27 protein-coding genes and 2 pseudogenes are annotated in these 26,519 nt (G+C 67.8%); 12 read left to right on the forward strand and 17 right to left on the reverse strand.

Going from position 1 to position 26,519, the window contains the following annotated elements; genetic code table 11:
- Positions 1-136: 136 nt before the first annotated feature.
- Together ACRXBZ_RS01570 and ACRXBZ_RS01575 are read right to left on the reverse strand one after the other, a co-directional pair.
- Complete coding sequence (locus tag ACRXBZ_RS01570; protein WP_433877429.1) at positions 137-1,093, reverse strand: ABC transporter permease; 957 nt, start codon at positions 1,091-1,093, stop codon at positions 137-139.
- A 40-nt stretch (positions 1,094-1,133) separates the two neighbouring features.
- On the reverse strand, positions 1,134-2,081 hold the full coding sequence (locus ACRXBZ_RS01575) for a S1C family serine protease (protein ID WP_433877430.1): 948 nt from the start codon (positions 2,079-2,081) through the stop codon (positions 1,134-1,136).
- 253 nt (positions 2,082-2,334) lie between these two features.
- Between ACRXBZ_RS01575 and ACRXBZ_RS01580 the strand changes: the two genes are divergently transcribed.
- A complete protein-coding gene (locus ACRXBZ_RS01580; protein WP_433877431.1) occupies positions 2,335-3,021 on the forward strand; it encodes a GntR family transcriptional regulator in 687 nt (228 codons plus the stop codon).
- A 325-nt stretch (positions 3,022-3,346) separates the two neighbouring features.
- On the opposite strand, the gene ACRXBZ_RS01585 is transcribed toward ACRXBZ_RS01580, so the two are convergent.
- Together ACRXBZ_RS01585 and ACRXBZ_RS01590 are read right to left on the reverse strand one after the other, a co-directional pair.
- Complete coding sequence (locus ACRXBZ_RS01585; protein WP_433877432.1) at positions 3,347-4,180, reverse strand: class I SAM-dependent methyltransferase; 834 nt, start codon at positions 4,178-4,180, stop codon at positions 3,347-3,349.
- Entirely contained in the window at positions 4,177-4,410 is a 234-nt protein-coding gene (locus ACRXBZ_RS01590; RefSeq protein WP_433877433.1) for an FAD-dependent oxidoreductase, read from the reverse strand. The genes ACRXBZ_RS01585 and ACRXBZ_RS01590 overlap by 4 nt, the downstream gene beginning before the upstream one ends.
- A 65-nt stretch (positions 4,411-4,475) precedes the next feature.
- Here ACRXBZ_RS01590 and ACRXBZ_RS01595 point away from each other — a divergent pair, with 65 nt between their 5' ends.
- From ACRXBZ_RS01595 to ACRXBZ_RS01610, 4 genes and pseudogenes are all read left to right on the forward strand, one after another.
- Complete coding sequence (locus tag ACRXBZ_RS01595; protein ID WP_168589101.1) at positions 4,476-5,042, forward strand: helix-turn-helix domain-containing protein; 567 nt, start codon at positions 4,476-4,478, stop codon at positions 5,040-5,042.
- Positions 5,043-5,919: 877 nt separating this feature from the next.
- Positions 5,920-6,195 (forward strand): annotated as a pseudogene (locus ACRXBZ_RS01600) (BCCT family transporter); the annotation flags it as partial.
- Between the two features lie 214 nt (positions 6,196-6,409).
- Positions 6,410-7,621 (forward strand): BCCT family transporter, encoded by a 1,212-nt coding sequence (locus ACRXBZ_RS01605; RefSeq protein ID WP_433877434.1) that lies wholly within the window; start codon positions 6,410-6,412, stop codon positions 7,619-7,621.
- Positions 7,622-7,791: 170 nt separating this feature from the next.
- Positions 7,792-7,917: a hypothetical protein gene (locus ACRXBZ_RS01610; protein WP_256413609.1), complete on the forward strand. Its 126-nt coding sequence runs from the start codon at positions 7,792-7,794 to the stop codon at positions 7,915-7,917.
- A gap of 3 nt (positions 7,918-7,920) precedes the next feature.
- Here ACRXBZ_RS01610 and ACRXBZ_RS01615 read toward each other — a convergent pair whose 3' ends face one another.
- The 5 genes from ACRXBZ_RS01615 to ACRXBZ_RS01635 form a co-directional block, all read right to left on the reverse strand.
- Entirely contained in the window at positions 7,921-11,892 is a 3,972-nt protein-coding gene (locus tag ACRXBZ_RS01615; protein WP_433877435.1) for a HAMP domain-containing protein, read from the reverse strand.
- Positions 11,893-11,910: 18 nt separating this feature from the next.
- Positions 11,911-12,567, reverse strand: coding sequence for a response regulator (locus ACRXBZ_RS01620; protein WP_433877436.1), 657 nt, complete (start codon positions 12,565-12,567; stop codon positions 11,911-11,913).
- Positions 12,568-12,710: 143 nt separating this feature from the next.
- Entirely contained in the window at positions 12,711-13,130 is a 420-nt protein-coding gene (locus tag ACRXBZ_RS01625) for a CBS domain-containing protein (RefSeq protein ID WP_433877437.1), read from the reverse strand.
- Between the two features lie 292 nt (positions 13,131-13,422).
- Entirely contained in the window at positions 13,423-13,770 is a 348-nt protein-coding gene (locus ACRXBZ_RS01630) for a GvpL/GvpF family gas vesicle protein (protein ID WP_433877438.1), read from the reverse strand.
- A 940-nt stretch (positions 13,771-14,710) separates the two neighbouring features.
- Complete coding sequence (locus ACRXBZ_RS01635; RefSeq protein ID WP_433877439.1) at positions 14,711-15,085, reverse strand: MerR family transcriptional regulator; 375 nt, start codon at positions 15,083-15,085, stop codon at positions 14,711-14,713.
- Positions 15,086-15,513: 428 nt separating this feature from the next.
- Here ACRXBZ_RS01635 and ACRXBZ_RS01640 point away from each other — a divergent pair, with 428 nt between their 5' ends.
- Together ACRXBZ_RS01640 and ACRXBZ_RS01645 are read left to right on the forward strand one after the other, a co-directional pair.
- Positions 15,514-16,299 (forward strand): hypothetical protein, encoded by a 786-nt coding sequence (locus ACRXBZ_RS01640; protein WP_433877440.1) that lies wholly within the window; start codon positions 15,514-15,516, stop codon positions 16,297-16,299.
- Positions 16,300-16,362: 63 nt separating this feature from the next.
- Positions 16,363-16,746 carry a hypothetical protein gene (locus ACRXBZ_RS01645; protein WP_433877441.1) on the forward strand — a complete coding sequence of 128 codons (384 nt, stop codon included), beginning with the start codon at positions 16,363-16,365 and terminating at the stop codon, positions 16,744-16,746.
- Between the two features lie 328 nt (positions 16,747-17,074).
- Here ACRXBZ_RS01645 and ACRXBZ_RS01650 read toward each other — a convergent pair whose 3' ends face one another.
- Positions 17,075-17,539, reverse strand: a complete 465-nt coding sequence (locus tag ACRXBZ_RS01650) for an ATP-binding protein (protein WP_433877442.1) — start codon at positions 17,537-17,539, stop codon at positions 17,075-17,077.
- 22 nt (positions 17,540-17,561) lie between these two features.
- Positions 17,562-17,939, reverse strand: coding sequence for an STAS domain-containing protein (locus tag ACRXBZ_RS01655; protein WP_433877443.1), 378 nt, complete (start codon positions 17,937-17,939; stop codon positions 17,562-17,564).
- Positions 17,940-18,001: 62 nt separating this feature from the next.
- Here ACRXBZ_RS01655 and ACRXBZ_RS01660 point away from each other — a divergent pair, with 62 nt between their 5' ends.
- Positions 18,002-19,249, forward strand: coding sequence for a PP2C family protein-serine/threonine phosphatase (locus ACRXBZ_RS01660; protein ID WP_433877444.1), 1,248 nt, complete (start codon positions 18,002-18,004; stop codon positions 19,247-19,249).
- Positions 19,250-19,555: 306 nt separating this feature from the next.
- Entirely contained in the window at positions 19,556-20,173 is a 618-nt protein-coding gene (locus ACRXBZ_RS01665) for a class I SAM-dependent methyltransferase (protein ID WP_433877445.1), read from the forward strand.
- A 299-nt stretch (positions 20,174-20,472) separates the two neighbouring features.
- On the opposite strand, the gene ACRXBZ_RS01670 is transcribed toward ACRXBZ_RS01665, so the two are convergent.
- The 6 genes and pseudogenes from ACRXBZ_RS01670 to ACRXBZ_RS01695 form a co-directional block, all read right to left on the reverse strand.
- Positions 20,473-20,715 carry a UDP binding domain-containing protein gene (locus ACRXBZ_RS01670; RefSeq protein ID WP_433877446.1) on the reverse strand — a complete coding sequence of 81 codons (243 nt, stop codon included), beginning with the start codon at positions 20,713-20,715 and terminating at the stop codon, positions 20,473-20,475.
- Between the two features lie 6 nt (positions 20,716-20,721).
- Positions 20,722-21,462, reverse strand: coding sequence for a nucleotide sugar dehydrogenase (locus ACRXBZ_RS01675; RefSeq protein ID WP_433877447.1), 741 nt, complete (start codon positions 21,460-21,462; stop codon positions 20,722-20,724).
- 283 nt (positions 21,463-21,745) lie between these two features.
- Positions 21,746-22,324, reverse strand: a complete 579-nt coding sequence (locus tag ACRXBZ_RS01680; protein ID WP_433877448.1) for a glycosyltransferase family 9 protein — start codon at positions 22,322-22,324, stop codon at positions 21,746-21,748.
- Positions 22,231-22,545: a hypothetical protein gene (locus ACRXBZ_RS01685; protein ID WP_433884131.1), complete on the reverse strand. Its 315-nt coding sequence runs from the start codon at positions 22,543-22,545 to the stop codon at positions 22,231-22,233. Before ACRXBZ_RS01685 ends, ACRXBZ_RS01680 begins: the two co-directional genes overlap by 94 nt.
- Positions 22,478-22,717 (reverse strand): annotated as a pseudogene (locus ACRXBZ_RS01690) (SDR family NAD(P)-dependent oxidoreductase); the annotation flags it as partial. The gene ACRXBZ_RS01685 and the pseudogene ACRXBZ_RS01690, both read right to left, overlap by 68 nt.
- Positions 22,701-23,396: an adenylyltransferase/cytidyltransferase family protein gene (locus tag ACRXBZ_RS01695; protein ID WP_433877449.1), complete on the reverse strand. Its 696-nt coding sequence runs from the start codon at positions 23,394-23,396 to the stop codon at positions 22,701-22,703. The pseudogene ACRXBZ_RS01690 and the gene ACRXBZ_RS01695, both read right to left, overlap by 17 nt.
- An 88-nt stretch (positions 23,397-23,484) precedes the next feature.
- Here ACRXBZ_RS01695 and ACRXBZ_RS01700 point away from each other — a divergent pair, with 88 nt between their 5' ends.
- From ACRXBZ_RS01700 to ACRXBZ_RS01710, 3 genes are all read left to right on the forward strand, one after another.
- Positions 23,485-23,802 carry a hypothetical protein gene (locus ACRXBZ_RS01700; RefSeq protein ID WP_433877450.1) on the forward strand — a complete coding sequence of 106 codons (318 nt, stop codon included), beginning with the start codon at positions 23,485-23,487 and terminating at the stop codon, positions 23,800-23,802.
- The gene (locus ACRXBZ_RS01705) at positions 23,768-24,682 is read left to right on the forward strand and encodes a transposase (RefSeq protein WP_433877451.1); all 915 of its coding nucleotides are present in this window, start codon (positions 23,768-23,770) and stop codon (positions 24,680-24,682) included. Before ACRXBZ_RS01700 ends, ACRXBZ_RS01705 begins: the two co-directional genes overlap by 35 nt.
- Before the next feature lie 62 nt (positions 24,683-24,744).
- On the forward strand, positions 24,745-26,517 hold the full coding sequence (locus ACRXBZ_RS01710; protein ID WP_433877452.1) for an IS1182 family transposase: 1,773 nt from the start codon (positions 24,745-24,747) through the stop codon (positions 26,515-26,517).
- Positions 26,518-26,519 lie beyond the last annotated feature (2 nt).

Raw genomic sequence — 26,519 nt, forward strand, 5'->3', positions numbered from 1 at the left:
CGGTTCGTACTCCTCACTCGCGCAAGCCCACTACGCCCGCTACGCGCCGAATGTGCTGGCCACCGAGATCCACCGGTGCCGCCAGATGGTCGTCGACATGCTCACCGATCCCCAACGTGATGCCGCCCGCACCGAGCTACGACGACTTGCAGGGTGGCTTTCTGCATTGCTCGGCGATCTCGCGTTCACCACCAGCGACTACACCGCCGCCCACATCCACCTCGGCACCGGAGCCCGGCTCGGTGTCAGCGTCGGCGAACACCGGCTGGCCGGGTGGAGCCTCGGCGCGCAATCGATGGTCGCCTACTTCCAGGACCGGCCCGGCGACGCGCTCGAACTGGCAGCCCAGGCCGGGGAACACACCGACACACCCCTGCACCGGGCGCAGATCACCGCGTGGTGCGAACTGCGTGCACTGGCCGCGCTCGGCCGCCGCGACGAGGCCCGGCAGACCGCCGACCGCGCCCAGCGGCACATGGACACCGCCGGCGGCGAGGAGCCCGGCCGCTTCGGCTTCGACCGCGCCGAACTCCACCAGCACCGCGGGCACCAGGGCGCTTCCGGCCACGGGCCGGGCGATCTCCAGCCGCGCCGCGCGGTCCACCATGCCCAGCGCCAGCGCCGCCTCCACTTCGCCGCGCCGCTGCTGCAGCTCGTCGAGCAGCCGCCGCCCGGCCAGCGCGGTCGCTACCAGCGCTCCGCCGATCAGCTGCCCCACCAGTGGAATCAGCACCAGTCCGGTCAGCGGGACGGCACCGGTGACGACCAGCACCAGCACCGCCGGCGCGACTCCGGCGGCGATCGGGAGTCCGGCCCACAGCCAAGTGCGGTCGCTGGTGATGCGCCGCCCGGCGGTATGGGCGGCGATCGCGAACATCAACACGATGAACGCGGCGGCCAGGGCAGTCCACCGGACGATGTAGGCGATCAGGAGCGAGACAACGAGCAACTGCACCGCGCCGCGCAGACCGGCGAAAAGCACGTCGCGGTACCGGGCGAGCCCGCCGAGGCCGGCCACCGCGGCGGCGGCGACCAGCAGCAACGCGATGGCCACGCCGAGCGCCGGGGTGACCGGGATGGATGCGGAGGGCACCGTCCGACTCTAGCCGCCGGGCGGGCTCCGCCCGGGCCGGTCAGCGCGGGCTGTCGAGCAGTTCCACGGGCTCCGCTATCACGTCGACCAGCGCGCCGTTGCGGGTGACGGTGATCTGCAGCGGTCGCCCGATGGCTTCGGCGAACATCAGCCGTTGCAGGCCCTGCGCATCGCGCACCGGGCTGCCGCCCGCGGTCAGCACCAGGTCGCCGCGGTGGAGCCCGGCTCGGGCCGCCGGGCTCTGCCGGACCACGTCCACGACCCGCAGGCCGGTGTCCTGCCCGGTGCGTTCGGCCAGCTCTTCGGGCAGCGGCGCCGGGATCGTCACCAGGCCCAGGAAGGCGCGGCGGACCCGGCCGTGCCGGACCAGCGAGTCGATGATGCGGCGGGTGGTGGCGTTGATCGGGATCGCCAGGCCCAGGCCGACCCCGGCGACCGCGGTGTTCACGCCCACGACCACGCCCCGCGAGTCCGACAGCGCGCCACCCGAGTTGCCCGGGTTGAGCGCGGCGTCGGTCTGGATCACGTCCTCGATGATCCTTGCGGCGTTGCCGCTTCGTGCGGGCAGCGACCGCCCGAGTCCGCTGACCACGCCCGCGGTGACCGAACCGGCCAGCCCGAGCGGATTGCCGACGGCGACGACGAGCTGCCCGACCACCAGTTGGTCGCTGTCGCCGAGCTGCACCGGTTGCGGGGTCTCGCCGGCCGCGCGGACCACGGCCAGGTCGGAGAGCGGATCTGTGCCGACGACGGCGAACGGGGCGCTGGTGCCGTCGGCGAAGCGCGCGGTGCCGCCGGTGGCGCGGCCGATGACGTGCGCATTGGTCAGCATGAAGCCGTCCGCGGTGAACACCACCGCCGACCCGGCCGCGTCGCCCCATTCACCGGACGAGTGCAGGCTCGCCACGCTCGGCGTGATCGCCGAGGCCACGGCGGCAACCGTCCGCGAGTAGGCGTCCAGCCCCTCGAAACGCTCTCCCGAAGCCATCTCGGCCTCCAACCGGAAAATCGTGGTTATTGCGCAACGCCGGGCGTGCCGCGCTAATTCCACGCCTCCAGAGACCCGACCTCACGGGCGATCACCTGCGCGACGACGACGCGCGGCGCTTTTGCAAGCTCGGGACGGTCGCATACTGCATACTAAAGCCATCGGGCAAAACGCCCGCCGAAGAATGCCGGCCGCAAGCGCACGAACCGGCGGGCCCGCCGGGCGGACCTAGCCCAGCCCCGGAGGTAACCGCATGTCGCTGACCTCGAAACTGCCGCAGGGCATCGCCGCGCGCCAGGTCGCGCGCCCGGTCCCGCTCCGGGAGACCGTCTACCAAGCCATCCTGGAGCTGATCATCACCGGCGAGCTCAAGCCCGGTCAGCACCTGGTGGAGAAGGAACTCGCCGAACTGCTCGGCGTCTCCCGGCAGCCGGTGCGCGAGGCGCTGCAGTGGCTGAAGAAGGACGAGTGGGTCGACCTGCGGCCGGGCTACGGCGCGTTCGTGCACAGCCCCACCCCGGAAGAAGCCGACCAACTGCTGAGCGTCCGCACCCTGCTGGAGGGCGAGTCGGCCCGGCTCGCGGCGCTGAACTCGACCAAGGAGGGCGTGGCCGAGCTCAAGCAGATCTACAAGCGCGGCATCCAGGCCCTAAAGGCCGACGACCCCGAGGAAGTGTTCGCGGCCAACGCCGAACTGCACGCCCGGATCACCGAGATGTCCGGCAACAAGATCCTCGTCGAGATCGCGGCCCAGGTGGACCGCCGGGTCCGCTGGTACCACACCCCGTTGGCCAAGTCCCGGGGCAAGAAGTCCTGGGACGAGCACTCGGCCCTGATCGACGCGATCAGCAAGGGCGAAGCCGACCGGGCGGCCCAGCTGATGCGGGAGCACACCGAGCACACCCGGGAGACCTACCTGCGGCAGAACGCCGAGGGCTGAGCGCGGGCAATCGCCGGCGTGACGAACTTGACCGCCCGGCGCCCGGTGCGCGGCTTCGCTGGTCGCGAAAGCGTTGGCGCTCCCGGCCCGCTCGCGGTGCGGCCGATCGACGCGCAGGCCGGTCACGACGCGGCCGCTCGCGCCCGAGGCCTCGCGCTCGCCCGTTGCCGACACGCTCATCCGGCTCGACGATCGCCTCAACTGCGGCGACGACAGTCCGGAACCGTTGCTGCGCAACCAACTCGCCCGTGCCTGGCAACCCACGCCGCTCGACGATGGCACCCGTGCGCACTCCGGGTAGCAGCCCGGAGCGCGCACGGGTGCATCAGGATCGGGGCTTGCGGCCGAAGTGCACGGTCTTCGCGGTCAGCAGGAACAGGTCCGGCCGCCGGTCGATACCCGCCGGGTCGGCCGGGTCCAGCAGCCTGTCCAACGTCGCCAGGTCCTCCGCATCAAGGGAGTCCGCTAGACCCCCGCGCTGCCGTTCCAGCACCCTCCGCGCGAACCGCCTCGGCCCATCGGCCAGCGGCGCGGGGTGGTCCAGGAGGAAGGTCTTGGCGCGTGCCTCGGTGAGCCCCGCGGCGCGCAGCATGCCCGGCCAATCCTCGGCCACCGTGATGGATCCGGGCAGGTCGGCCCGCATCTGGTCGAACCGGTCCGCCATCGCCGCGTCGAGCCGGAACTGCAGGCCGGGACGCCCGAAGCCCAGGTCGCGCGGGAGCCAGCGGGCCGGCAGGCCGCCCTCGACGATGGCCAGCACGCCGCCGGGTTCGAGCAGCCCGGCCAGCCGGTTCAGCGCGTCCTGCTGATCGCCGACGTGGTGCACGACCTGCCCCGACCACACCAGGTCGGCCGGGGCCAGGTCGGCGAGCCCGGCCGGGAACTCGACCACCTGGGTTCGCAGCCGCACGCCGAGCCGCTCGGCCCGTTCTCCGGCGCGCGCCAGCAGTTGCGGCGTCCCGTCCACGGCCGTGACCTCGGCTTGCGGGAACACCGCCGCCAACTCGCAGGCCGCGACGCCTGGCCCGCTGCCGATGTCCAGAATCCGCTGCGGTGCCAGGTGTGCCAGCTCGCCGAGAGCTCCCTGCACGTACGGGCTGTGCGTCTCGCCTTCGAGCTCCAACAGGTCGGCCATCGCGGCCCAGTCGATGTCGTTCACCGCGCCGCCTCCGGCATGTCCGCTTCGATCAGGTCCCAATTCACCGCGATCGCGACCTTGGCGCCGGCCGCCGCCGAGACGAACCCGTGCAACTGGTGCGCGGGCGCGTTCCGCGGCCTTCCGGAGTCGACCACCAACACCTGGCGGCGGGCCCGCGACAACACGAGCGCGGCGTTCAACCCGGCGGCCCCACCGCCGATGACCAGTACGTCTTCCACGTTCGAACTCATGACACCGACCATGCACGCCGTCGCGACGACTTGACAAACCTTGTTGCTGTTTCTGCAATAAAGGGATGCAGGACGTACTCGCCGCCGTCGGGCCGCGGCTCAGGACCATCCGCCAGCAGCGCAACTGCACGCTCGCGGCGCTGTCGGAAAAGACCGGGATCTCCGTCAGCGTGCTGTCGCGGCTGGAGTCCGGGCAGCGCAAGCCCAGCCTGGAGCTGCTGCTGCCGATCGCGCACGCCCACCAGGTGCCGCTGGACGAACTCGTCGGCGCACCGCCGGTCGGCGATCCCCGGGTGCGGCTGAAGCCGGTGAAGCACGGGGACATGACGGTGGTGCCGCTGACCCAGCAGCCCGGCGGCCTGCAGGCGTTCAAGATGATCCTCGGCGCCGACCGCAGCGAACCCGAGCCGCGAACGCACGAGGGCTACGAGTGGGTGTACGTGCTCGGCGGCAAGCTGCGGCTGGTGCTCGCCGAACACGACATCGTGCTCAAGGTCGGCGAGGCAGCCGAGTTCGACACCCGCCTGCCGCACTGGTTCGGCAGCACCGGGGAAGCGCCGGTGGAGCTTCTCAGCCTGTTCGGCCCGCAGGGCGAGCGCATGCACACCCGCGCGAAACCCCGCGACCGGTAGCCCCGACCGCACATCCGATCCGTGCTTCTCGTCACCCCGGCGGCTTGCCGCGCCGGCGCGGGCTCAATCGTTCCAGGGCGCTGCCGAACTCCCCGTAGTACGCCAAATCCTCGCCGCCCGCGCGGGTGGTGCCCGCAGCGGACCGAGGACTTTCGATGCGCGACAGGACACCGTCCCGCGATCACCGCCCGCCCCGGAACATCTTGGCACGAGCCAGTTGCTGAGCCTGACCGGTGTGGCGGTCGTCGGCGCGGGCCTGCTCGTGCCGGCCGGTTCGCCGGCGATGCGGTTTCTTGAACTACGTGCCGCAGTGCGCGGAACTCGCCGACGCCACTACCGGGCATGAGTGGCTCAAGCAAGCCTCCGGTCACTGGAAGCGCGGCGAAGGAGTGCTCGAATCCGCCTTCGCCCGGTACGAAACGGTCCGCAGCGCGATCCCAACCCGGCCTCGCACGGACCACAACCCGTTGGACCGCAAGGAATATCTGCTCCGCAGGCGCGCGATGGGGTGCTGGCGTGCCGCCCGCGCAGGCCGGTCTCGCGCGGCGGCCGGCGGGCACAGCCCGTGCTCGAACCCGGGGCGTCGGCAGCCGCCTGATCCGGGTGCGGTAGGATTCTCGATTCGGCGGCGGGTTTTTCCGCGCGGCAGTTGCCCGGACCGCCCATGATCGAGGTTCGACGGAACCTCCGCCGCGATCTCCCGACAGGAAGAGCCTCGACCAGCCTCCACCTCGGCGCCCGCCGTCGCACGCGCAGCACGTGTCGGGGTCTGCGGCGCTCTCCCCTCACCTCTTCCCTGCTCGGGTCGCCTTTCGCCTCGCGTCGGATACGCGCGCCCGGACTGGGGTCCGAACCTTTTTCGACTGGAGTCGACCTGATGGCACGAGCCAGCACTCCCCCAACCAACCCGCTGGGCGCGGTCTTCTACGCATCGGTGGCGCTCTGCGCGCTGTTCGTGCTGTGGGCCACCCTTTTCACGAACAACCTCGACGCGGTCACCGACGCCGCCCTGAACTGGATCACCGGCACCTTCGGCTGGGTCTACCTGGTGGCCAGCCTGGCGATGCTGGGCTTCCTGGCGCTGCTGGCCGCCAGCCGCTACGGCCGCATCAGGCTGGGCGCCGACACCGACCGCCCGGAGTTCAGCACGATCAGCTGGCTGGCGATGATCCTGGCCGCGGTGATGGGCATCGGCCTGGTCTCCTACGGGGTGTCCGAGCCGATCAGCCACTTCATGACCCCGCCGCACGGGCTGGCGCAGCCGGGCACCAAGCACGCGGCCGTGGTCGCGATGCAGTACTCGTTCTTCGACTGGGGCCTGCACGCCTGGGCGATCTTCGCGGTGTTCCGAGCCGATCAGCCACTTCATGACCCCGCCGCACGGGCTGGCGCAGCCGGGCACCAAGCACGCGGCCGTGGTCGCGATGCAGTACTCGTTCTTCGACTGGGGCCTGCACGCCTGGGCGATCTTCGCGGTGTTCGGCATCGCGCTCGGCTACTCCACCCACCGCAAGGGCCGCAAGGGCCTGATCAGCCCGATGCTGCGGCCGCTGCTGGGCGAGCGCGTCGACGGCCCGGTCGGCAAGGCCATCGACGTGCTGGCGATCTTCGCGACGCTGTTCGGCACTACCACCTCGCTGGGGCTCGGCGCGCTGCAGATCGACGGCGGGCTGTCCAGGGTGTTCGGCCTCTCGGGCGGCACCAGCACGCAGATCCTGATCATCGCGGTCGTCACGCTGTTGTTCACCACCTCGGCGATCACCGGGCTGCACAAGGGGATCCGGTTCCTCAGCGAGACCAGCATGGGGCTGGCCGTGTTGCTTTTCGCATTCGTGCTGGCGTTGGGGCCGACCGGTTTCGTGCTCAACCTGCTGGTGGAGTCCCTCGGCCAGTACGCCGGCGACTTCATCCCGATGAGCCTGCGCACCGGGATCTTCGGCGAGCTGGAGTGGATGCAGAGCTGGACCTACTTCATGCTCGCCTGGTGGATCTCCTGGGGCGCCTTCGTCGGCGTGTTCCTGGCGCGCATCTCGAAGGGCCGCACCATCCGCGAGTTCGTGATCGCCGTGCTCGGCGTGCCCAGTGCGGTGTTCTTCCTCTGGTTCACCGCCTTCGGCGGTTCGGCGATCTTCGAGGACGCCTTCCGCGGCGGTCAGGTGGCGCAGGCCGCCGCGCAGGACTCCAACAACGCGATCTTCGCCATGCTGGAGACGCTGCCGTGGCCGGCGTTGACCTCGGTGATCGCGATGGCGCTGGTCCTGCTGTTCTTCGTCTCCGGCGCGGACGCCAACACCTTCGTGCTGAGCATGCTGTCCTCGGACGGCCACGCCAGGCCGAGGACGTCGGTGCTGGCGCTGTGGGGCGCGCTGACCGGTGTGACCGCGATCGTCCTGCTGGTCGCCGGTGGTCTGGATGCCCTGCAGAAGACGGTCATCGTCACGGCCGCCCCGTTCGTGCTGGTAATGCTCGCGCTGGCGTTCTCCTTGTGGCGCGAGTTGCGCCAGGATCCGCTGGTCGCGCCGGTGCCGGTGGAGCAGCCCGTGGCGGTCGCAACAGTGCCGAAAGACCCTGAAGTGTGACTTCCGTCTTCGGTTCGGGGCGGTCGGCGCTGCGGAACCGCCACTGACGGCACATCGGCCCCGGCCGCCCCGGGCGTCGCGGAATCGGCAGGCCTGACCCGCCGATGGTCTTCCACCTGCGGTTATTGTGGTCGGCAACAGCCTGCGAGCTAGCACAGTTGGGAACCGCCATGGCTGATCCACACGGCATCGACCGCTTCGACGCGACCTTCGCGCGCGACCTCGCGTGGGCCCAGAAGCTGCGCGAGCAGCTCGCCGAGATGCCGACGATCGAAGAGCCAGAGCAGGTCGACTGAGCCTCATCCCTCTGTTTTGGGGGCGCGTCCCGCCGGCAGGTGCTCGGCGAGCAGCTCCAGCAGCTTGTTGACGTCGACCGGTTTGCTCATGCACTCGGTGGCGCCGGCCGCGATGCTCGCTTCCCGGTCGCCCTTCATCGCCTTCGCCGTGATCGCGATGATCGTCAGGTCCCGGTAGCGCGGCATCTCCCGGATGATGCGGATCGTGGCGTTGCCGTCCATTTCCGGCATCATCACGTCCATTAGCACGATCATGATGTCGCCCTGGTGCTGCAGCGCGTTGAGCCCGGCCAGCGCGTTGTCCGCGTGCACCACCTGCAGGCCGTGCTGCTCCAGTAGCAGGCGCATCGCCTGCACGCTCCGGTAGTCGTCGTCGACGACGAGCACCTTCTCCCCGTTGAACTGCAACGACGCGCGCTCCGCCGGCTCCTCGACGTGCAGCATGTGCTGGTGGCCCTCCTGCCGGATCAGTTCGGTGGACCGCATCGGCGGGTCGATGCCCTCGGCTGACACGTCCAGGCTGGACTCCGCCGTGCTCGGCACGTATCCACGCGGCGGGCGTTCCGGCACGGCGACCGGCCAGGGCACGGGCTCGGGCTCGGCGACCGGCTCGACCGGCTTGGCCATCGAGGGCTCCATCGGCAGGTACAGCGTGAAGGTGCTGCCCCGTCCGGGCTCGCTGTCCACCTGGAGCTCGCCGCCGAGCAGGGCGGTCAGCTCGCGGCTGATGGATAGCCCCAGACCGGTCCCGCCGTACTTACGCACCGTGGTGCCGTCCACCTGCTGGAACGCCTCGAAGATCAGGCTCAGCTTGTCGGCGGGGATGCCGATTCCGGTGTCGCGCACCGAGAACGCCAGCCGCCGCCGGGCGTGGCGCAGGCCCTGGTCGTGCACCTCGCTGGGCTCGGCCGGGCGAACTCGCAGCTCGACGGCGCCCTTGTCGGTGAACTTCACCGCGTTGGACAGCAGGTTCCGCACGATCTGCTCCAGCCGGTTCCGGTCGGTGCGCACCGTCGGCGGCACCGACGGCGCCACGGACACCTTGAAGGCCAGCCCCTTGTCCGCCGCCAGCGGCTGGTACAGCGATTCCATGTGCGCGGAGAGGTCGACCAGCTCGACGTCCTCGGGCAGCAGGTGCATCTGCCCCGCCTCCACTTTGGACAGATCCAGGACGTCGTTGATCAGCTGCAGCAGGTCGGTGCCCGCCTGGTGCACGGTCTTGGCCAGATCCACCTGCTGCGAGGTGAGGTTGCCCTCCATGTTGTCGGCCAGCAGCTTCGCCAGGATCAGCACGCTGTTCAGCGGGGTGCGCAGCTCGTGCGACATGTTGGCCAGGAACTCCGACTTGTAGGTGGAGGCCTGGGACAGCTGCCGGGCCCGTTCCTCCAGCTCCTGGCGGGCCTGCTCGATCTCGATGTTCTTCAGCTCGATGTCCCGGTTGCGGCTGGCCAGCAGCGCCGCCTTCTCCTCCAGTTCGGTGTTGGAGCGCTGCAGCTCGGTCTGCTGCTGCTGCAGCTGCTCGGAGCGCGCCTGCAGCTCCTTGGCCAGGTGCTGGGACTCGGCCAGCAGCGCCTCGGTGCGCGAGTTCACCACGATCGTGTTGACGTCGACGCCGATGGTCTCCTTCAGCCGTTCCAGCAGGTCCAGGTGCACCGAGGTGAACTTGTTGACGGACGCCAGCTCGATGACCGCCAGCACCTCGCCCTCGAACAGCACCGGCACGATCGCCACGTCCCCGGGTGCGGTTGCGCCGAGCCCGGAACTGATCCGGACGTATTCCGGCGGCACGTCGGTGACCAGGATCGACTTGCGGTCCGCCGCGACCTGCCCGACCAGCGACTCCCCCACCTCGAAGCGCAGCGGCGGCCCCCCGTCGCAGGAGCCGGGGCGGCCGTAGCCTGCGGTGCGCTCCAGGATCGTGCGGTCGTCCTCCCCCGGCCGGCTCAGGAAGAACGCGCCGTACTGAGCCGACACCAGCGGCGCCAGTTCGGTCATGATCAGCTGGGCGAGTTCGTCCAGGTCGTGCTGGCCCTGCATCAGCGCCGAGATCCGCGCGAGGTTGGTCTTCAGCCAGTCCTGCTCCTGGTTGGCCCTGGTGGTCTCCCTTAGGTTGCTGATCATCGCGTTGATGTTGTCCTTGAGTTCGGCGACCTCGCCGGAGGCGTCCACGGTGATCTGGCGGGTGAGGTCGCCTTCGGTGACCGCGGTGGCCACCAGGGCGATGGCGCGCACCTGGGTGGTGAGGTTGCCGGCCAGCCGGTTGACGCTCTCCGTCAGCCGCCGCCAGGTGCCGGAGACGTCGGCAACCTCGGCCTGGCCGCCGAGCTTGCCCTCGGTGCCGACCTCGCGGGCCACCCGGGTGACCTCGGCGGCGAACGCGGACAGCTGGTCGACCATCGTGTTGATGGTGGTCTTGAGCTCCAGGATCTCGCCGCGCGCGTCCACGTCGATCTTCTTGGACAGGTCGCCGCGTGCCACCGCGGTGGTGACCTGGGCGATGTTGCGCACCTGGTTGGTCAGGTTGCGGGCCATGATGTTGACGTTGTCGGTCAGGTCCTTCCAGGTGCCCGCCACGTTGGGCACCCGCGCCTGGCCGCCGAGGCTGCCCTCGGTGCCGACCTCGCGCGCGACCAGCGTGACCTGCTCGGCGAATGCGCGCAGCGTCTCGACCATCCCGTTGATCGTCTCGGCCAGCGCAGCGACCTCTCCTTTGGCCTCCACCATGATCTTCTTCGACAGGTCGCCGCCAGCCACCCCGGTCGCCACCTGGGCGATGCTGCGCACCTGGTTGGTCAGGTTGTCGGCCATGATGTTGACGTTGTCGGTCAGGTCCTTCCAGGTGCCCGCCACGCCGTGCACCCGCGCCTGGCCGCCGAGCTTGCCGTCGGTGCCGACCTCGCGGGCCACCCGCGTGACCTCGTCGGCGAACGCCGACAGCTGGTCGACCATCGTGTTGATGGTGTTCTTCAGCTGCAAGATCTCGCCGCGGGCGTCCACGTCGATCTTCTGCGTCAGGTCGCCGCGGGCGACCGCGGTGGCGACCTGCGCGATGTTGCGGACCTGGACGGTGAGGTTGTTGGCCATGAAGTTCACCGAGTCGACCAGGCCGCGCCAGGTGCCGGCCGCGCCAGGCACCTCGGCCTGACCACCCAGCCGGCCCTCGCTGGCCACCTCGCGGGCCACCCGGGTGACCTCCTCCGCGAACCCCGACAGCTGGTCGACCATCGTGTTGATGGTCTCCTTGAGCTCGCGCGTCTCGCCGGAGACCTCGACGGTGATCTTGCGGGTCAGGTCGCCGGCCGCGACCGCCTTGGCGACGTGCGAGATGTCGCGCAGCTGGCCGGTGAGGTCGGAGGCCATCCCGTTGACCGAATCGGCCAGGTCCCTCCAGGTGCCGACCAGGCCGGGTACCTGCGCCTGACCACCGAGCTTGCCCTCGGTGCCGATCTCCCGCGCCACCCTGGTGATTTCCTGGGCGAACAGCGACAGCTGGTCCAGCATCTCGTTGACCGCCGTGCTCAGTCCGGCCAGCTCCCCGGGCAGCGCCGCGTCGGCCGCGCGGCGCGGCATCCGCTGCGTCAGGTCGCCGCGGGTGAACGCCCCCAGCACCCGGTTGAGCTCCGCCATCGGTGCCAGCAATGTGCTGGTCATCGTGTTCACCGAGTTCGCGGCGACCGTCCAACCGCCGTGCGCGGAGCCGTCGAAGTCGATCTTCGTGATCGGCCATTCGCCCCGCTCCGCGGCGGCGCTGACGCGCTCCAGCTCGCCGACCAGGAACTGGTTTCGCTCGGCGAGCTCGTTGAACACCGTGGCGACCTCGGTCGCCAACCCGCCACCGGAGAACACCAGGCGGCGGCGGAAGTTGCCGTCCCGCAGCTCGCGCAACCCGATCACCAGGCGCAACAACGTATCCTCTCTCACAGGTTGGGCGAGATCCGGCTCCGCGGACGGCACGTCCGGCGGCTGTGACGACATGACGACCTCCGCCCCGCGTCAGCGCTTGCCGCGCGAATCGCGGTCCAGCCGCAGCTCGGTGGCCAGCACGGCCACTTCGCTGCGGTGCCGCATGGCCAGCTTGGCCAGCATCTGCGACACGTAGTTCTTGATGGTCTTCTCGGCTAGGAACATGCGGTTGGCGATCTCCCTGTTGGTGAGCCCCTCGCCGATAAGTTCCAGCACCTGCCGCTCGCGCGCGGTCAGCTCGCGCAGCGGGTCGGTCTGCTGCTGCTCCCGGCGCAGCCAGGACAGCATCGCCTCGGTCTTCTTGGGGCTGAGCAGCGACTGCCCGGCCCCGGCGGTGCGGATCGCGGTGACCAGTTCCTCGCTGACCACGCCCTTAAGCACGAACCCGGCGGCGCCGGCCATGATCGCGTCCATCAGGGCGTCGTGGTCGTCGAAGGAGGTCAGCATCAGGCAGCGCAGCTCAGGCAGCTGAGACTGGAGCTCGCGGCAAAGCTCGACGCCGTTGCCGTCCGGCAGTCGCACGTCCAGGACCGCAACATCAGGGTTGGCCTTCGGCACCCAGGCCAGCGCTTCGGCGACCGTGGCGGCCTCGCCGACCAGTTCGAGGTCGTCCACGGCCCCAACAAGGGCCGCGATGCCCCGCCGAATCACATCGTGGTCGTCGACCACGAAGACGCGTGTGGTCATCTGATTTTCCCGCCCCCTTCGCCCCGGATTCCTAGGGAGGGCACTGACCAGGATAAATAGCGCTTCTACTGGGCGCTGGCCAAGACCCGCCGAAGGCGGCGACCAGCCGGCACCCGGCGGCAACCGGGCACCGGTCTCGGGCATCACCTCGACGCGTAGATGCTCTCCACGAAATGCGCCAGCTGCTCGTCGCTGAGGTGCCGGGCCAGGTCGGCCTCGCTGATCATGCCGACCAGCTTGTGGTCGGCGATGACCGGCACCCGCCGGATCTGGTGCTGCTCCATCATCGACAGCACATGATCCACATCGGAGCCGGCGTCGACCCAGTATGGCTTGCCCTGGGCCAGTTCCCCGGCCCTCATCTCGGCTAGGTTGCGGCCTTCCGCGCAGCAGCGTAGGACAATGTCGCGGTCCGTGATGATGCCGTGCAGCCGGTTGTCCCGACCGCAGATCGGCAACGAGCCGACCTTGAGGTCGCGCATCATCTGCGCGGCCGTGTACAGGCTGTCGTCCTCATCGATGCACTTCGCCCCTGCATGCATGATGTCGCGCGCTGTGGTCATGGCTGATCCTTTCGAATGCTGTGCTGGACTGCCCTCGCACTACCCGCACCGGTCCCACGCGAAACCGCACGCCGATCAGCCCCATTTCCGCAGCTCAGGGCCTGTGGGCTGGCGAGGCGCGATAGCACCCGGGCGCGCTCGGGGCCCTGACCAGGCGAAACCATCAGATGAGGACATAGGCGGGTGCGGTCGGGCTGACGGCGGAGTGGTCATCGACCGGGCGACCACCGAAGCGCACGGGCCGACCGGCACACGCGGCGGCCGTCGCTCGGCGTAGCCGGCATCCTCGGGACTATCTTGAACGACTGCGCGCAGTTCCTGGATCTCCGGGCTCGGAGAGCATTTCATTGAAGTGGCCTTCATGGGGCGCCAGGAGCTCGTCGATGACAGCTTCCTTGGTACTTACGACGGAACCGAAACGCATTGGTATCACGGTGACTTCCGCCGCCAAAGTGTCAAGTACTCGTTCATGCGCGAGCAAATCCTTGCGTGTCCCGAGCGGGCGAGAGAGTTGCACGTCGCTGACCAATGCGGAGAGCTTGCCGTACGAGGCGACACCTACTTCTGCCTCGCCGTCTCCGAACGAGGGTAGCTCTTCCGGGAGCTTCTCCCGGTGGTAGACGATCCCATACACATACACGCCGCGATCGATGCTGCCCTGTGTCCTGATTGGACCTGTTCGCCTCGTTCTGCGCGTGTGACCATCATTCACGCTCCCGAAAACGTTATTCCCGGTGCCCTAAGGGCGTAAGGGCTGCTTCTCCCGACAATCTCCCTTACCCAGCGCCGCACGGGCGACATCCAGCCGGTCACGCGCCCCTCTCGGGATTCTCTTCCCCAAACGCAGGTTTGCTGGTCGTCTGCCAGCTCTACAGCTTCTTCGTCTGCTGCGTCCGAACCTATGGTCAGGCCACTCAACGCGCACAGCACGCCTCGCCCGGCTACCAACGTCGCCACGATGTTCCGTGTCTGCGAATCGCCGGGCAGAAGATCAAGGACGGCTGCGTCACCGAAGTCGGCCGTGGCACGGGCCACGACGGCCAGTCGCAGCGTTTCCTGGCTCGGCACAAAGGTCATTGCCAGCCCGGAAAGAACGTCTCGTACACCGATGCCACGGCAGAGGACAGCCGTACTCGGTTCGACGTTCCCATCCGAATCACACAGCCCACAGGCACTCGCGAGGGTCTCTGGACGCAATACGACGACTGCGCCGACCGCGGCAGTTCCGATGCCAAGCAGGCGAGGAAACCACGTCATGGCGCTGCACCCCTTCTCCAAGGATGTCGATGCCGCTTCGGGCCATGGACAACCTCGATCATTAGCGCCTCGCGGTGTCTGGCATGACGGACACCGTGCTCGCCCATCAGTATGCACCTACCCCTGCATACGGAAAGTTTCTCCGTGCGCTCCAACATGAGCTCTTCCCCGCGGTATGCCTACGGTGCATGGCTGGCACTGGCACAACCTGGCAGGACCAGGCGGCCGGTTCAGGTACGTGAGTGGTTTCGGGTGCTGTGGCGCCCAAAAGCGCTCACGGTCGGCACGTTGTTCACGCGCTGGGGGGCGTCGGCACGGCGTGATCAGGTTGTTCCAGCTGACCCAGCGGGGCGGCTGTGCGGTCCGTCGGTGTGGGGTGTGAGGTCGCGTTCGGTGAGGCGGCTGCGGGTGACAGCCAGGGCGCGTTCGAGCTCGGCGATGCGGCAAGCGGCGGACAGGACGGTGAGGCCGGAGTCGAGGAGTTCGCGGACGCGGGCGGCGAGGGTTAGTTCGGTGCGGCTGTAGCGGCGGTGTCCGCCGGCGGAGCGGTCGGGGGTGAGCAGGCCGGTGGCATCGAGGCTGCGGAGGTACTCGGGGGTGACACCGAGGATCGCGGCGGCGCGGCCCATGGTGTAGGCGGGATAGTCGGCGTCGTCAAAGGCGCTGGCCGCACGGTGGGCCGGGGGACGGTCGATCATGTCCACCTCATGAGATCGGTATGCGCCCTGTCGGGGTAGTCGCTGATGTGGTCCACGTCATCGCCTATCACGTCCTTACACGCGCTCGCGTAACGCACACGCAGTCGGCTGCGGGGTGCGGAGCCTTGGCCGGAACTCTCCGCGGCGCTCCGTGGGAAGAAGGGATCGGCAGCAGCCCACCTCCCTTGTTTTTGCTGGTAGACCTCTTGTCAACAGCTCTGCGCCACTTATTCTGAAACCACAACATTAGATTTGCAAGGTTGTTGATTCACAGTATGTGCCGCCGTCTCGTGAGAGATCTTAGGCCAGTGGGAAGGTGGTGTGGGGCGATGGCTGGGGCGATGGCAGCGCGGCATGTGGTTTACCGGTGCGAATTGGACCACCAGCTTCGGTGGCGTGGCTATGCGACTTGCAGCGGTGGCATTCCCGTGCACGTTCGCGCGCCTACGCTGGGGCAGGCCCAACGGCTGATGGTGGCCACCACCATCGGCGACGTGACGCGATCAGGATGGGTCGAGCACACCGAGCACGCCGTCGGCGATGGTCTGTGGGTACGAGAAGCCCTCGACGAGCGTGTCCTGGAACGCGAACACACCGCCCAGGTCTTGATGGAGGTTCTCACCGACCAGCGTTTGCGTGCCCGGCTGGCCACGCTCCCCGCCTGCCGGGTCGGCGGTGTGCCCGTGGTCGTCTGCGTGCCCGGCGACACCCTGGACTGGGTCCTGGACCAGCACGACCGGCACGGGGCCTTGATCGTGGCTGCGGCGGTGACCAACCACCACGTGTGGTGGAACGCGCTGGCGCCCGCCGACTGCGCCGCCGAGACCGATCTGTGTGGACTCGGCAGCCTGGCAGACATCGGCCTGACCGACCTGGAGACCACCGTTGACGACTGGATGGTCGCCACCGACTGCGGGGGTCTTGTCTTGCTCGCCCCCCGACACACGACGGCCGCAACCCATCCCCACCGGGGAGAAGCCGATCCCTATGCCGGCCGCCGCGCCGGAGCGCAGAAACTCCGCGCCCGACTACTCACCGAGTTTGAGACAAGCGCCGACCCGCTGCGGGCAACGGAGTTACGCACGCGAGCGCACGAACTGGAGGATGCCCAGCGGCTGGCAAGCCGATGCCGCGCACCGAACTCCGTTCCTCCTGGCACGGGAACGACAACGCCTAGCCGCATTGATCAGAAGCGTCCGCGCGCCTCTCGGTAAGCCGAGCGGCGGTGCGGGTGAGCTCCTCGAAGGGGTCATGACGCAGCGGAAGAGGTACCCCTCATGCCTGAGCACGAACATCCCTTGGAAGCGCTGCTCCGCGGACGCGACGCGGTGGCGGCGGCCGTGAACCGACAGGCCAGAACCCAGGAGCCGTCCTTGCGCGAGCTCCACGCCTTCGGTTCAGCGATCGTGGGCACCCTCGCTCAACTCGGCCACCTGAGCTCCGTGCTGGCCGCACAGGTAGGGCGCTTCGACGAACAGGAGCTGGAACGAGCCAGCATCAGCGACCACCCCGCCGACAAGCTCCGGGTCGCCGGAACACATCTGGCCAGGCTCAGCGACGAGTTGGCCGTGGCCGTCACGGATGCCACCCGTTACTGGACCGCGATGGAAAGCGTAGACCTGCACACCTCCGGAGACCTCAGAGCACGACGCGAACCGTAGCCGCGGATGCGCGAACACCACCAGAGCCCGAGGTCGTGGTGGCTGACGTTGACGTTTCGCTTGACCGCAGGATCCGTGGTGTGCCAACTCGGGGCCCATGTTGATCTCTCCTGTGAGGCGTGTCGGTCAGCACGCACACCCTGGGAGGCGTGGCGCCGTGACAGTCGAAGGCGTGCACAGCAACCAAGCAAGCCTCCGCCGCTCCAAACAGGCAGATCGCACGATCACTGGGCATATCCCAGCGCACGGTCAAGAACGCACCTCCGCAACATCTTCACCAAGCTGACCGTAGGCGATCGTGCTGGCCGGTCCAGCAAGCGAGCAGCATTCAGCTGGACTCACCAGCGGTCGACCAACTCATGGTCACCACCGAGCCGGTATCACTCGGGGTAATCACGGCCTCGTCGGCGAGCCGACGTATCAGCGGCAAACCCCGACCGCCTTCGACACCGGCACCCAACCCCAACGGCACCCAACTACCGCGATCAGTGACCGTCACCTGAACCCGGCGCTCGGCAGCGAAGTGCACAGCCTCCACATCCATCTCGCCCGCATGCGCGTACGCATGCTCGACCACGTTCGCCATCGCCTCGTAACACGCGAGCGCAAGCGCCTGCACAGCGTCGCTACCCAGTCCCGCGCAACGGCCCCAACCGGCCAGCTCATCACGCAACGCAGGAAGCTCTCCCGGCGACGCCCGGACCCGCTGGTAACGCAGCGCCGGAACCGGGCACTCCCCGTCGCCGGCAGCACCCGGCGTAACACCCCCGTTCGACATCATCTCCAGCCCCATCCGTCCAAACCATCGCGGAACATCAGGAGCCAGCGACGGCGGCCAACGCCTGTTCCTGGGAAGAGAAACACTCGATCTCCTGATCGAGCCCAGTCAACTGAATGGGCCGCACCGTCGCCGGGCCGTCCACGACCACCCGGAAACCGATATCGGTTCCGGCACGGTTGTGAGCACGAACCAGCACGGCGAGCCCCGCCGAGGACAGGAACGTCACCCCACTGAAATCCAAGATCAGAATCTCTGGCCGCAGATCGAAAGCATTCATGATCGCTGACTCGACGCGAGGAGCGTTGAGTAGTTCGACCTCACCCCCGACCTCCATCAACAGGACGCGGTCAGACCACCGGGTCACCACACTCAACGGTGTCGCTTGGTCGCTTGAGCCAGAAAACGTGGACATGCGCCCATGGTGGTCCCCGCACCACCCGAACGCAAAGATGCCGCCGCAACGCCGGGACTACCATGTTCTACATGCGAACCTCGGTCAGTTCCTCCGACGGCGCGGAAGAGCGTTTACGGCAGATCGAGCTCATCACCGACACGGCATTGGCACATCTCGAATCCGACGACCTACTACAGGAAATGCTGCACCGCAGCAGCGACCTGCTCGATGTCGACACCGCCGCGGTCATGCGTTACGAACCCGCCAGCGAGCTGCTGGTCGCCACCGCCGCAGTGGGAATCAAAGACCTGGTCCGCCAAGACATCCGCAGCCACGTCCGCCCCAGCTTCGCCCACACCGCCGCCGGCCGCCCACGGCCGATCCTGGACAGCGCACACGACCCCTCCGTACTCCTACCCGCGTTCCAACAGCATGGAATCTCAACACTGATCGGCACACCGATGCTGGCAGGCGGTGACATCATCGGCGTGCTCTACGTCGGCACCTACCGCACCCGCCGCTTCAGCGAACACGACATACACCTGCTCCAACTCGTCGCCGACCGCATCGCACTGGCAATCCGCGCCAGCACCACCCACGCCGAACGCGCCGCGACGAAAGCCCTCCAACACAGCCTGCTACCCACGAAACTCCCCACAGTTCCAGGAATAACCCTCGACGCACGATACGTCTCAGGCACCGACCCCGGCGTCGGAGGCGACTGGTACGACGTCTTCACACTACCCACCGGCCACATCGGCATCGTGATCGGAGACGTCGTCGGCAACGGCCTGCCCGCAGCCATCATCATGGGCAGACTACGCAGCGCACTACGCGCCTACGCCCTCGAAACCGAAGACCCAGCGCAGGTCTTGCACAAACTGGACCGCAAAGTCACCCACTTCGAGCCGAACGCCATGGCCACCGTCGCCTACTCGATCTACGACCCCGCAGCGGCCGCCCTGCGCATCTCCATGGCAGGCCACCTACCACCAGTCATCGCCAAACCCTCCCGCCGAAGCAGCCTCGCCCCAGTACCCGTAGACCCACCCGTCGGACTGGGAGTCACCCACCGTGACCGGCGGACCAGCGTGATCGAACTACCCGCACAAGGAGTCGTTTGCTTCTACACCGACGGCCTGGTCGAACGCCGCCACCGGTCGATCGACATCGGACTCGACCAGCTCTGCGACGCAATCAACCCCGCGCCAGCCAGCACCGTCTGCACCACGGTGATGAACAAGCTCATCGGCACCCAGCCACCCGACGACGACATCGCACTCCTCACGATCAGCCACTCCGAAACCACCAACACACCCAGTCACTAATCCGCGCCTTCAGTCGTCCGAGTCGTGAACCCTTCCGAAACAGTGCTGCTCGTTTGCGCTGCTGGTTCCTGCAAACGAACAAGATTCGGATTTGCCGCGCACAGACGGCCCTCGCGAACCCGTTGGTATCGATGTGTGCGCGACGGTGCACCCACGTCGTGCTTGTCAACGAAGTTCAACGGGTACGCCGAAGTTGCCGGAACTTTCCGCGGAGGGAGGGGGCCGTGATGAGGCGGACCCGAACACGGGCGAGGATGCAGAAAGGTTCGTTCGCTCCTACATCCAGAAAGGCGGCGAGTAGGGGCTATGGCAAATCGTTGGCCAACGTTCGAGGGACGGAACTCAGCCATCCTGTTGGAATGCGTTCGCCATCCCAGACGGACCGGTGCCGTTGCCAGCACCCCACTGTGTTGTGCCGAGGCCTTCATCGACCGCCTCGCGATAGAAGAAGCGCGCCACGTCGTGGAACTAGGGGCTGGCACCGGCGTCATCACGAGCGCGCTCCGACACCGACTACCGTCGACTGCGCTGCTACTGTCCGTTGAGATCAGCCCGGCACTGGCTACGCAGCTAAGAGCAAAGCACACCGCAGACAACGTCGAGGTGGTCTGCGGCTCCGCAGCCGAGTTGATCACCATTCTCAACGACCGCCGAATCCCCGCCGTCGACTGTGTTATCAGCTCACTTCCGTGGACACTCATGCCTATCGAGGACCAGCATCGAATCCTGCACAGCATCTCCGCCGCACTCGCAGACACCGGATGCTTCAGCCTTTTGCTGGCCGCCAGCCACACCTGGACCACAGCTGGCCGACGTTTCGACACCCTACTCCGAGAGCACTTTCCCCACATTCGAAAAGAACGGCCACATTGGGCGAATCTACCACCGCTCCGCGCTTATCATTGCAGATTGTCAGATCGGTGACCGCACCAACAGCTTGATCCCACAAGCACGTCGGGCTCGTGCCCGGCAATGCCGCCAACTAGGACTTAAAACCTGCCACCGACCGTCGGCGAGGCGGCGGATGTACCACAGGCCCATGTCGTGCCGCCCTCACTCGCAGAACTTCGCGAGCCGTCGCTCGAGGTCGTCCGGTGCGTTCGGGAGCCGAAACGCCGGCGCGGCAAGCATTCCGGGGTTCTGCCCGTCCGTTGCCTCCTGCAGGAACCGCTCTACCAGTACAGGATCAGGCAAAATGTCTTCGCCCATGAACTCGAGGCCCCTCACCCCTTTGGGGCGTGGTAGGCGGTGTCCACGAGTGCAACACCAGATGGGAGATCCGGTTCGTCACCGCGCAGCGACGGATCGTAGGCGATCAAGTCGGCGCCCTGCTCCGACAACAGCCGTGCCACAGCCACCGCCGGTGAATCCCGTAGATCATCCGTTCCGGCCTTGAAGGTCAATCCCAGAAGCCCCAGGCGGACGCCGGAGAGCGATCCGCCGCAGACTGAGACCAGCTTGTCCACCACCCTCTACCGCTGGCGCCGGTTGGCCTCGATCGCCGCTCGTACCAGCGGTAGATCCAAGCCGATGATCTCGGCTGCGCGCACCAGCGCAGTGGTGTCCTTGGGCAGGCACGAACCACCCCAACCCGGCCCGGGCCGCATGAACGAGTTCGCGATCCTGCGGTCGTGCCCCATGCACTCGGTGACCCTGGCGATGTCCGCTCCGAACCGCTCGCAGATTTCTGCGAGGTCGTTGATGTAGGACAACTTGGTCGCCAGGAAGCAGTTAGCCGCATACTTGATCAACTCCGCGCTCGCCGGATCGGTATGCACCGTCGGCGCGTCCACACGCACATACAGTTCGGCGACCTGTTGTGCCGCTTCTTCGTCCTCGGAGCCCACGATAATCCTGTCGGGATTCAGGAAGTCGTGCACGGCCATGCCTTCGCGGAGGAATTCAGGATTGCTCACCACAGCGACATCGCACCGATTCACCAGTTCGGACAGTCGGGCCGCAGTACCCACCGGCACGGTTGATTTCGTCACGAGCACGCTGCCTGCAGGCAGGATGCCACGCACTTGCCGTGTAACCGACTCCACCGCTGCCAGGTTCGCGCCTCCGCCCGACGCCATCGGGGTCGGAACGCACAGGAAGACGGCGTCCGCCTGACGCACGGCTGGATCGGGCGAATGCGTGAATGTCAGGCGCTCGGACAGGGTCCCGTCGCGTACGAGCTCTCCGAGACCCTGCTCGTGGATGCGGGACACACCCGGGCACCAACCGAGATTCCATCTCGATCATTCGAGACACTGGCAATCCGCACACGAATGCGAACGCGGCTCCGGCCGGTTCCTCGACCCGCAGCCACCCGGACCCCTGCCTTTCGAAGAGCACACGCTGCAGGCCGGGTTCGGACGCCAGGTCCGCGGACCACACCTCCCGGGAACAGGCGACGTGGTGCCCGAGCGAGGCCAAACCTGCTGCCACGACGGCGGCAGTCAGCCCTTCGCCGCACACCGCGATCGACGCGTTCTCGTTTCCGCGCATCCGCTACTCCGCCTCCGATCGGCTGGCCTCGAGAAGCAATTCCTCGGCGGCTTCGATCACCCGGCCAGGAGACAACGCCAACAGCCCCGGATCGGGTTCAGCGGCAAAGGTGTTCCCGCGTCGACCTTGCCACAGGGCAACGTGACAGCTGCCGGTCGGCGGCCCCCACAGCCTCGGAGGGACCGGACCGAAAAGGACCACCGAGGGAGTGCGGTACGCGGTCGCCAGATGCGCGATTCCGGTGTCGCCGCAGACGACCAGCTTCGCACCGGCGATCAGGCACGCCAGTTGCCACAGCCCGGTCCTGCCAGCGAGCATGGCCTCCGGCGCCAGCCCGGCGAGCCCCACTAATCGTTGCGCGAGAACGCGCTCTGCTTCAGTCCCGGTGATCAGCACCTGATTGCCTTGGGCGGCCAGCCGCCCGGCGACAGCGGCGAAGCGTTCGACCGGCCACCGCCGCGCTCCATGGCTGGCCCCGGGGTGCACGATCACCGAGCCGGGAACAAGGTCGCAGTCGGCGTCGGGAGTAAAAGATCCTCGTGGTCCGCGCAGACGCCGTAGTAGTTCAGCATGCGGCACCACCGCAGCACTTCATGCTGGTCGTCGAGCCAGCTCGGCCCCGGAACAGCGGGGAATGCCGGGTGGAAGTGGGTCAGGATCGTGTGGGCCCTCGTGCTGAACACCGCAGCAACCGACTGCGGGCCGCAGCCGTGCAGGTTGACGGCTACATCCGCAATCAATGCCGGCAGCGGTGAACACCGCGTCGAGCCCACCGACCGCGTCGGCGAGCTCCTGTACGGCATGTTCGGCAGCCCTGCGATCGGCCAGGTCGACACAGGCGAACTTGACCGGCCCCGACGGAACGGCTCGGTCGAGCACCAGCGGAGTCCCGCCGCATGCTGCCACCGCGTCGACAGTGGCGGCGCCGAGCCCGGACGCACCCCCGGTGATCAGGACGTTACCCAGCTCTCTCATGGATCTCCCTCCGGTATCGGCCGGCCTGCTGCACGTCCTGCAACAGCCTGCTCGACGAGTAGCCATCCACCAGCGGAACGAGCACGGTCCTGCCTCCGTGGCGTTCGACCACACTGGCCTCGGGAAGCTGCGCGGCTTCGTAGTCGCCGCCCTTGACCCAGATGTCCGGGCGGATCCGCTCCAACAGCGCGCACGGGGAAATTTCGTCGAATACCGCGACAGCATCCACGCATTCGAGCGCTTCGAGCAGGCACCGGCGGTCATCCGCGCGCACCACCGGGCGAGGCGGACCTTTGAGACGCCGCACGGAGTCGTCGGAGTTCATGCAGACGACCAGTGCGTCGCCACCTAGTGCCCGAGCCCGGCTGAGAAGGCTCACGTGGCCGGGATGCAGCAGGTCGAAGCAGCCTCCTGCCGCGACCACCCGGCCGCCCCACGCACGGACCCGCTCCACGCGGGCGAACGACGAGCCGGCCCTCGACGGCGGCGGTTCGCCGCCGTCGAGCGCCCAGGCACCTGCTCCGCCTTCGGCAACGAAGCGGGTAGCGCAGTCCACCCCGTACCGAACGGATTCCAGCACGGACATACCGCGGCCCAGAGCCAGCGTCGCCGAAACCGCGAAGCTATCTCCCGCACCGCAGACGTCCGGCATGCTGCCCAGCAGTTCGGGAGCCGGCACCAGCTCGCCAGCCCTGACTTTTCATGTGGGTCGGTTGTGTTGCGGCGTGCCTGAACACAGAAAGTGCTCCTGACCTGGGAGGATACGGGTGTCTGACGTCCGTATCGCAACCAAGGTGAGGAGCACTTTCGAGGTGCAGGCTACTGGGTGGTCGCGGGGTTTGGAAGTCACCGCTGATGGTGAGGGGATCGTGTCGCACGCCGGGCTTGCGCTGCTGCGCGGGTTGACCGATAAGACGGGTTTGACCGCAGGCTTGTCGAAGGCGCTGGCCGGCACCCGGTTGCTGGTGCATAACCGGGGCCGGGTGGTAGCGGATGTGGCGTGCGCGATCGCCGACGGGGCGCGGGCGATCAGCGATTTCCGGGTGATGGGTGACCTGCGTCCGCATCGACGCGACGGTCACTGACGCGCATTCGGACAAGGAGTGGGCGGAGGCGAACTTCAAGGGGTTCGGCCATCACCCGCTGCAGGCCTACTGCGACAACACCGGGGGTGAGCCGCTGGCGTGGATGCTGCGCCGCGGTTCGGCCGGCAGCAACACAGCCGAGGACCACATCGCCATCACCGATAGTGCGATTGCCGCGCTGCCACAACAGTTTCGGAGGCGGTTGATGGTCACTGTGGACGGTGCCGGCGCCAGTCACGAGCTCATCGCACATCTGGACAAGCTCGCGTCCCGGCGCGGATACCAGCTCATCTACTCGGTGGGGTGGGCGCTGACCGAGCGGGAGAAGACCGTGATCCGGCTGGTGCCCGAGCGGGCGTGGGTGCAGGCGATCGGGCCGCGCGGGCAGCTGCGTGAGCGACGCGCCGAGGACGCCTGCGACAACCCCCGGTGCACACACGCCCGCTGCTGGGTCGAGCAGGCCCACGTGGCCGAGCTGACCGGGCTGCTGCGGCAGGGACCAGGCGGCGACCAACTCTCCGCCTGGCCGGAGAAGATGCGGGTGTTCGCGCGTCGCGAACGTCCCCATCCTGGGGCGCAGCTGACCCTGTTCGAAACCCAAGACGGGTGGCGCTACACGCTGTGGGTCACCAACCGTCCCGAGACCACGAAGGGGTGGCTGGGGCAGTCGCAGTACATCGACGCCGCGCACCGGGTGCACACCCGGGTGGAGGACTGCATCCGCACCGGCAAGGACACCGGCCTGGGCCGATTCCCCTCCCGCGACTTCGCGATCAACACCGCCTGGCTGACCACCTCCATGACCGCCGCCATCCTGCTCTCCTGGCTCAAACTCCTCGCCCTCGACGGCGCTCTGGCCAAAGCCGACCCTGGTGGTTAATTCTCGGGTTGGGTGAGGTGTGTTGGGTAGGCCCGGGATGATGATCTTGCGGCAGTCTTGTGGTGTCTGGCCGCAGGATGGAGATCGTGGTGTCGGTGCAGCCGCAGCCCTGGCCGGAGCCGGTCCCGGAGATCGCCGCGGCGATCCGGGCGATGTACAGCGGGCGACGTGAGGTGCCGTTGGCTGTGCAGGTCCGTGATCAGCTCGGTGAGCTGTTCGCGGACGCTGAGTTCGCCACGGCGTTCGGGGCTCGTGGCAAGCCCGGCTGGTCGCCGGGCATGCTCGCCATGATCACGGTGCTGCAGAAGGCGGAGGATCTGACCGACCGACAGGCCGCCGACGCGGTGCGCACCAACCTCGCCTGGAAATACGCGCTGGGGCTGGAGTTGACCGACCCCGGTTTCGACCACACGGTGCTCAGCGAGTTCCGTGCCCGCGTTGTCCAGCACCGGCTGGAGGAGAAGGCCCTGGACCTGCTGCTGGCGGTGTTGCGGGACAAGGGCTTGGTCACCGCTGGTGGCAAGCAACGCACGGACTCCACGCATGTGATCGCCGCGGTGCGGGACCTCAACCGGCTGGAGTTGGCGGGTGAGGCGGTGCGGGCTTGTCTGGAAGCCCTGTCCGCCGCGGCCCCGCATTGGGTGGCCGAGGTGCTCGACGTTCCGGGCTGGAGCCGGCGTTACCAGCAGCGGATCGACACCTGGCGCTTGCCGGCCTCGCAGACCAAGAAGGACGAACTCGCCCTGTCCTACGGCAAAGACGGCTTCACGTTACTGGCAGCCGTCTACGCGCCCGCCTCGCCGACGTGGCTGCGTGAACTCCCGGCCGTGGAGATCCTGCGCGTGGTGCTGGTCCAGAACTACACGCGCACCGTGGCCAGGAATGGACGAGAGGTGATCAAGCGGCGGGGGAATGACATCGATAAGGATGGTGGTCTCCCGCCCGGCTGTCGGCGCTTGACCTCACCCTACGACACCGACGCCCGTTGGGGCGTCAAGCGGGATATGTTCTGGAACGGCTTCAAGGTCCACATCAGTGAGACCTGTGCGGCTCCCGCCCCGACGGAACCCGCCGAGGATGCCGGCTGTCGCTGTCCTGCCGCGCAGAAGCCGAATCTGATCACGAACGTCGCCACGACCGACGCCACCGTCTCTGACAGCACGATGCTCGAACCGATCCATCAGGCTCTGCGGAAACGGGATCTGCTGCCCGACGAGCACTACCTTGATTCCGGTTACCCGTCCGCCGAACTGATCGTGGGGTCCCTGGAGAACTTCGGCATCGCGCTGATCACCCCTGTGCTGCTGGACCGCTCCCGCCAGGCCAAGGCCCACGAGGGATTCGCCGCGTCGGACTTCGCCGTCGACTGGCAGGCCCAACGGGTGACCTGCCCGGCTGGACAACTCAGCTCGTCGTGGACTCCTTGTGTCCAAGACGGGGTCCCCAAGACGGTGGTCACGTTCTCCAAGACGGTCTGTGGCTCCTGCCCACATCGGGCGCAGTGCACCACCGCGAAAAGCGGACGCCGACAGATCTCCTTACATCCCAGGGAGATGACCGAGGCACTGCGACGGGCCCGCGCCGAGCAGGAGACCCAGGACTGGCAGAAGGACTACGCCCTCCGCGCGGGCGTCGAAGGCACGATCCGCCAGGCCACGGCCGTCACCGGACTACGCCGTGCCCGCTACCGAGGCCTGGCCAAGACCCACCTCGACCACGTCTACTCAGCCGCCGCACTGAACCTGATCAGACTCGACGCTTGGTGGAACGGCCACCCGCTCGACCGGACCCGCACCAGCCACCTCTCCCGCCTCGAACTCAGCCTGGCAGCCTGAAC

The sequence above is a fragment of the Saccharopolyspora hattusasensis genome, assembly GCF_050972075.1.
GTDB classification, from domain to species: Bacteria; Actinomycetota; Actinomycetes; order Mycobacteriales; family Pseudonocardiaceae; genus Saccharopolyspora; species Saccharopolyspora hattusasensis.

What these genes read in the sequence shown, in the direction of transcription:
- ACRXBZ_RS01650 (WP_433877442.1), bottom strand. Translation starts at nt 17,539, where the DNA reads ATGGGGCTGGAGATGATGTCGAACGGGGGTGTTACGCCGGGTGCTGCC.
- ACRXBZ_RS01595 (WP_168589101.1), top strand. Translation starts at nt 4,476, where the DNA reads ATGCAGGACGTACTCGCCGCCGTCGGGCCGCGGCTCAGGACCATCCGC.
- ACRXBZ_RS01605 (WP_433877434.1), top strand. Translation starts at nt 6,410, where the DNA reads ATGACCCCGCCGCACGGGCTGGCGCAGCCGGGCACCAAGCACGCGGCC.
- ACRXBZ_RS01620 (WP_433877436.1), bottom strand. Translation starts at nt 12,567, where the DNA reads ATGACCACACGCGTCTTCGTGGTCGACGACCACGATGTGATTCGGCGG.
- ACRXBZ_RS01635 (WP_433877439.1), bottom strand. Translation starts at nt 15,085, where the DNA reads ATGATCGACCGTCCCCCGGCCCACCGTGCGGCCAGCGCCTTTGACGAC.
- ACRXBZ_RS01590 (WP_433877433.1), bottom strand. Translation starts at nt 4,410, where the DNA reads ATGAGTTCGAACGTGGAAGACGTACTGGTCATCGGCGGTGGGGCCGCC.
- ACRXBZ_RS01615 (WP_433877435.1), bottom strand. Translation starts at nt 11,892, where the DNA reads ATGTCGTCACAGCCGCCGGACGTGCCGTCCGCGGAGCCGGATCTCGCC.
- ACRXBZ_RS01625 (WP_433877437.1), bottom strand. Translation starts at nt 13,130, where the DNA reads ATGACCACAGCGCGCGACATCATGCATGCAGGGGCGAAGTGCATCGAT.
- ACRXBZ_RS01655 (WP_433877443.1), bottom strand. Translation starts at nt 17,939, where the DNA reads ATGTCCACGTTTTCTGGCTCAAGCGACCAAGCGACACCGTTGAGTGTG.
- ACRXBZ_RS01575 (WP_433877430.1), bottom strand. Translation starts at nt 2,081, where the DNA reads ATGGCTTCGGGAGAGCGTTTCGAGGGGCTGGACGCCTACTCGCGGACG.
- ACRXBZ_RS01580 (WP_433877431.1), top strand. Translation starts at nt 2,335, where the DNA reads ATGTCGCTGACCTCGAAACTGCCGCAGGGCATCGCCGCGCGCCAGGTC.
- ACRXBZ_RS01660 (WP_433877444.1), top strand. Translation starts at nt 18,002, where the DNA reads ATGTTCTACATGCGAACCTCGGTCAGTTCCTCCGACGGCGCGGAAGAG.
- ACRXBZ_RS01665 (WP_433877445.1), top strand. Translation starts at nt 19,556, where the DNA reads ATGGCAAATCGTTGGCCAACGTTCGAGGGACGGAACTCAGCCATCCTG.
- ACRXBZ_RS01610 (WP_256413609.1), top strand. Translation starts at nt 7,792, where the DNA reads ATGGCTGATCCACACGGCATCGACCGCTTCGACGCGACCTTCGCGCGC.
- ACRXBZ_RS01645 (WP_433877441.1), top strand. Translation starts at nt 16,363, where the DNA reads ATGCCTGAGCACGAACATCCCTTGGAAGCGCTGCTCCGCGGACGCGAC.
- ACRXBZ_RS01685 (WP_433884131.1), bottom strand. Translation starts at nt 22,545, where the DNA reads ATGCCGTACAGGAGCTCGCCGACGCGGTCGGTGGGCTCGACGCGGTGT.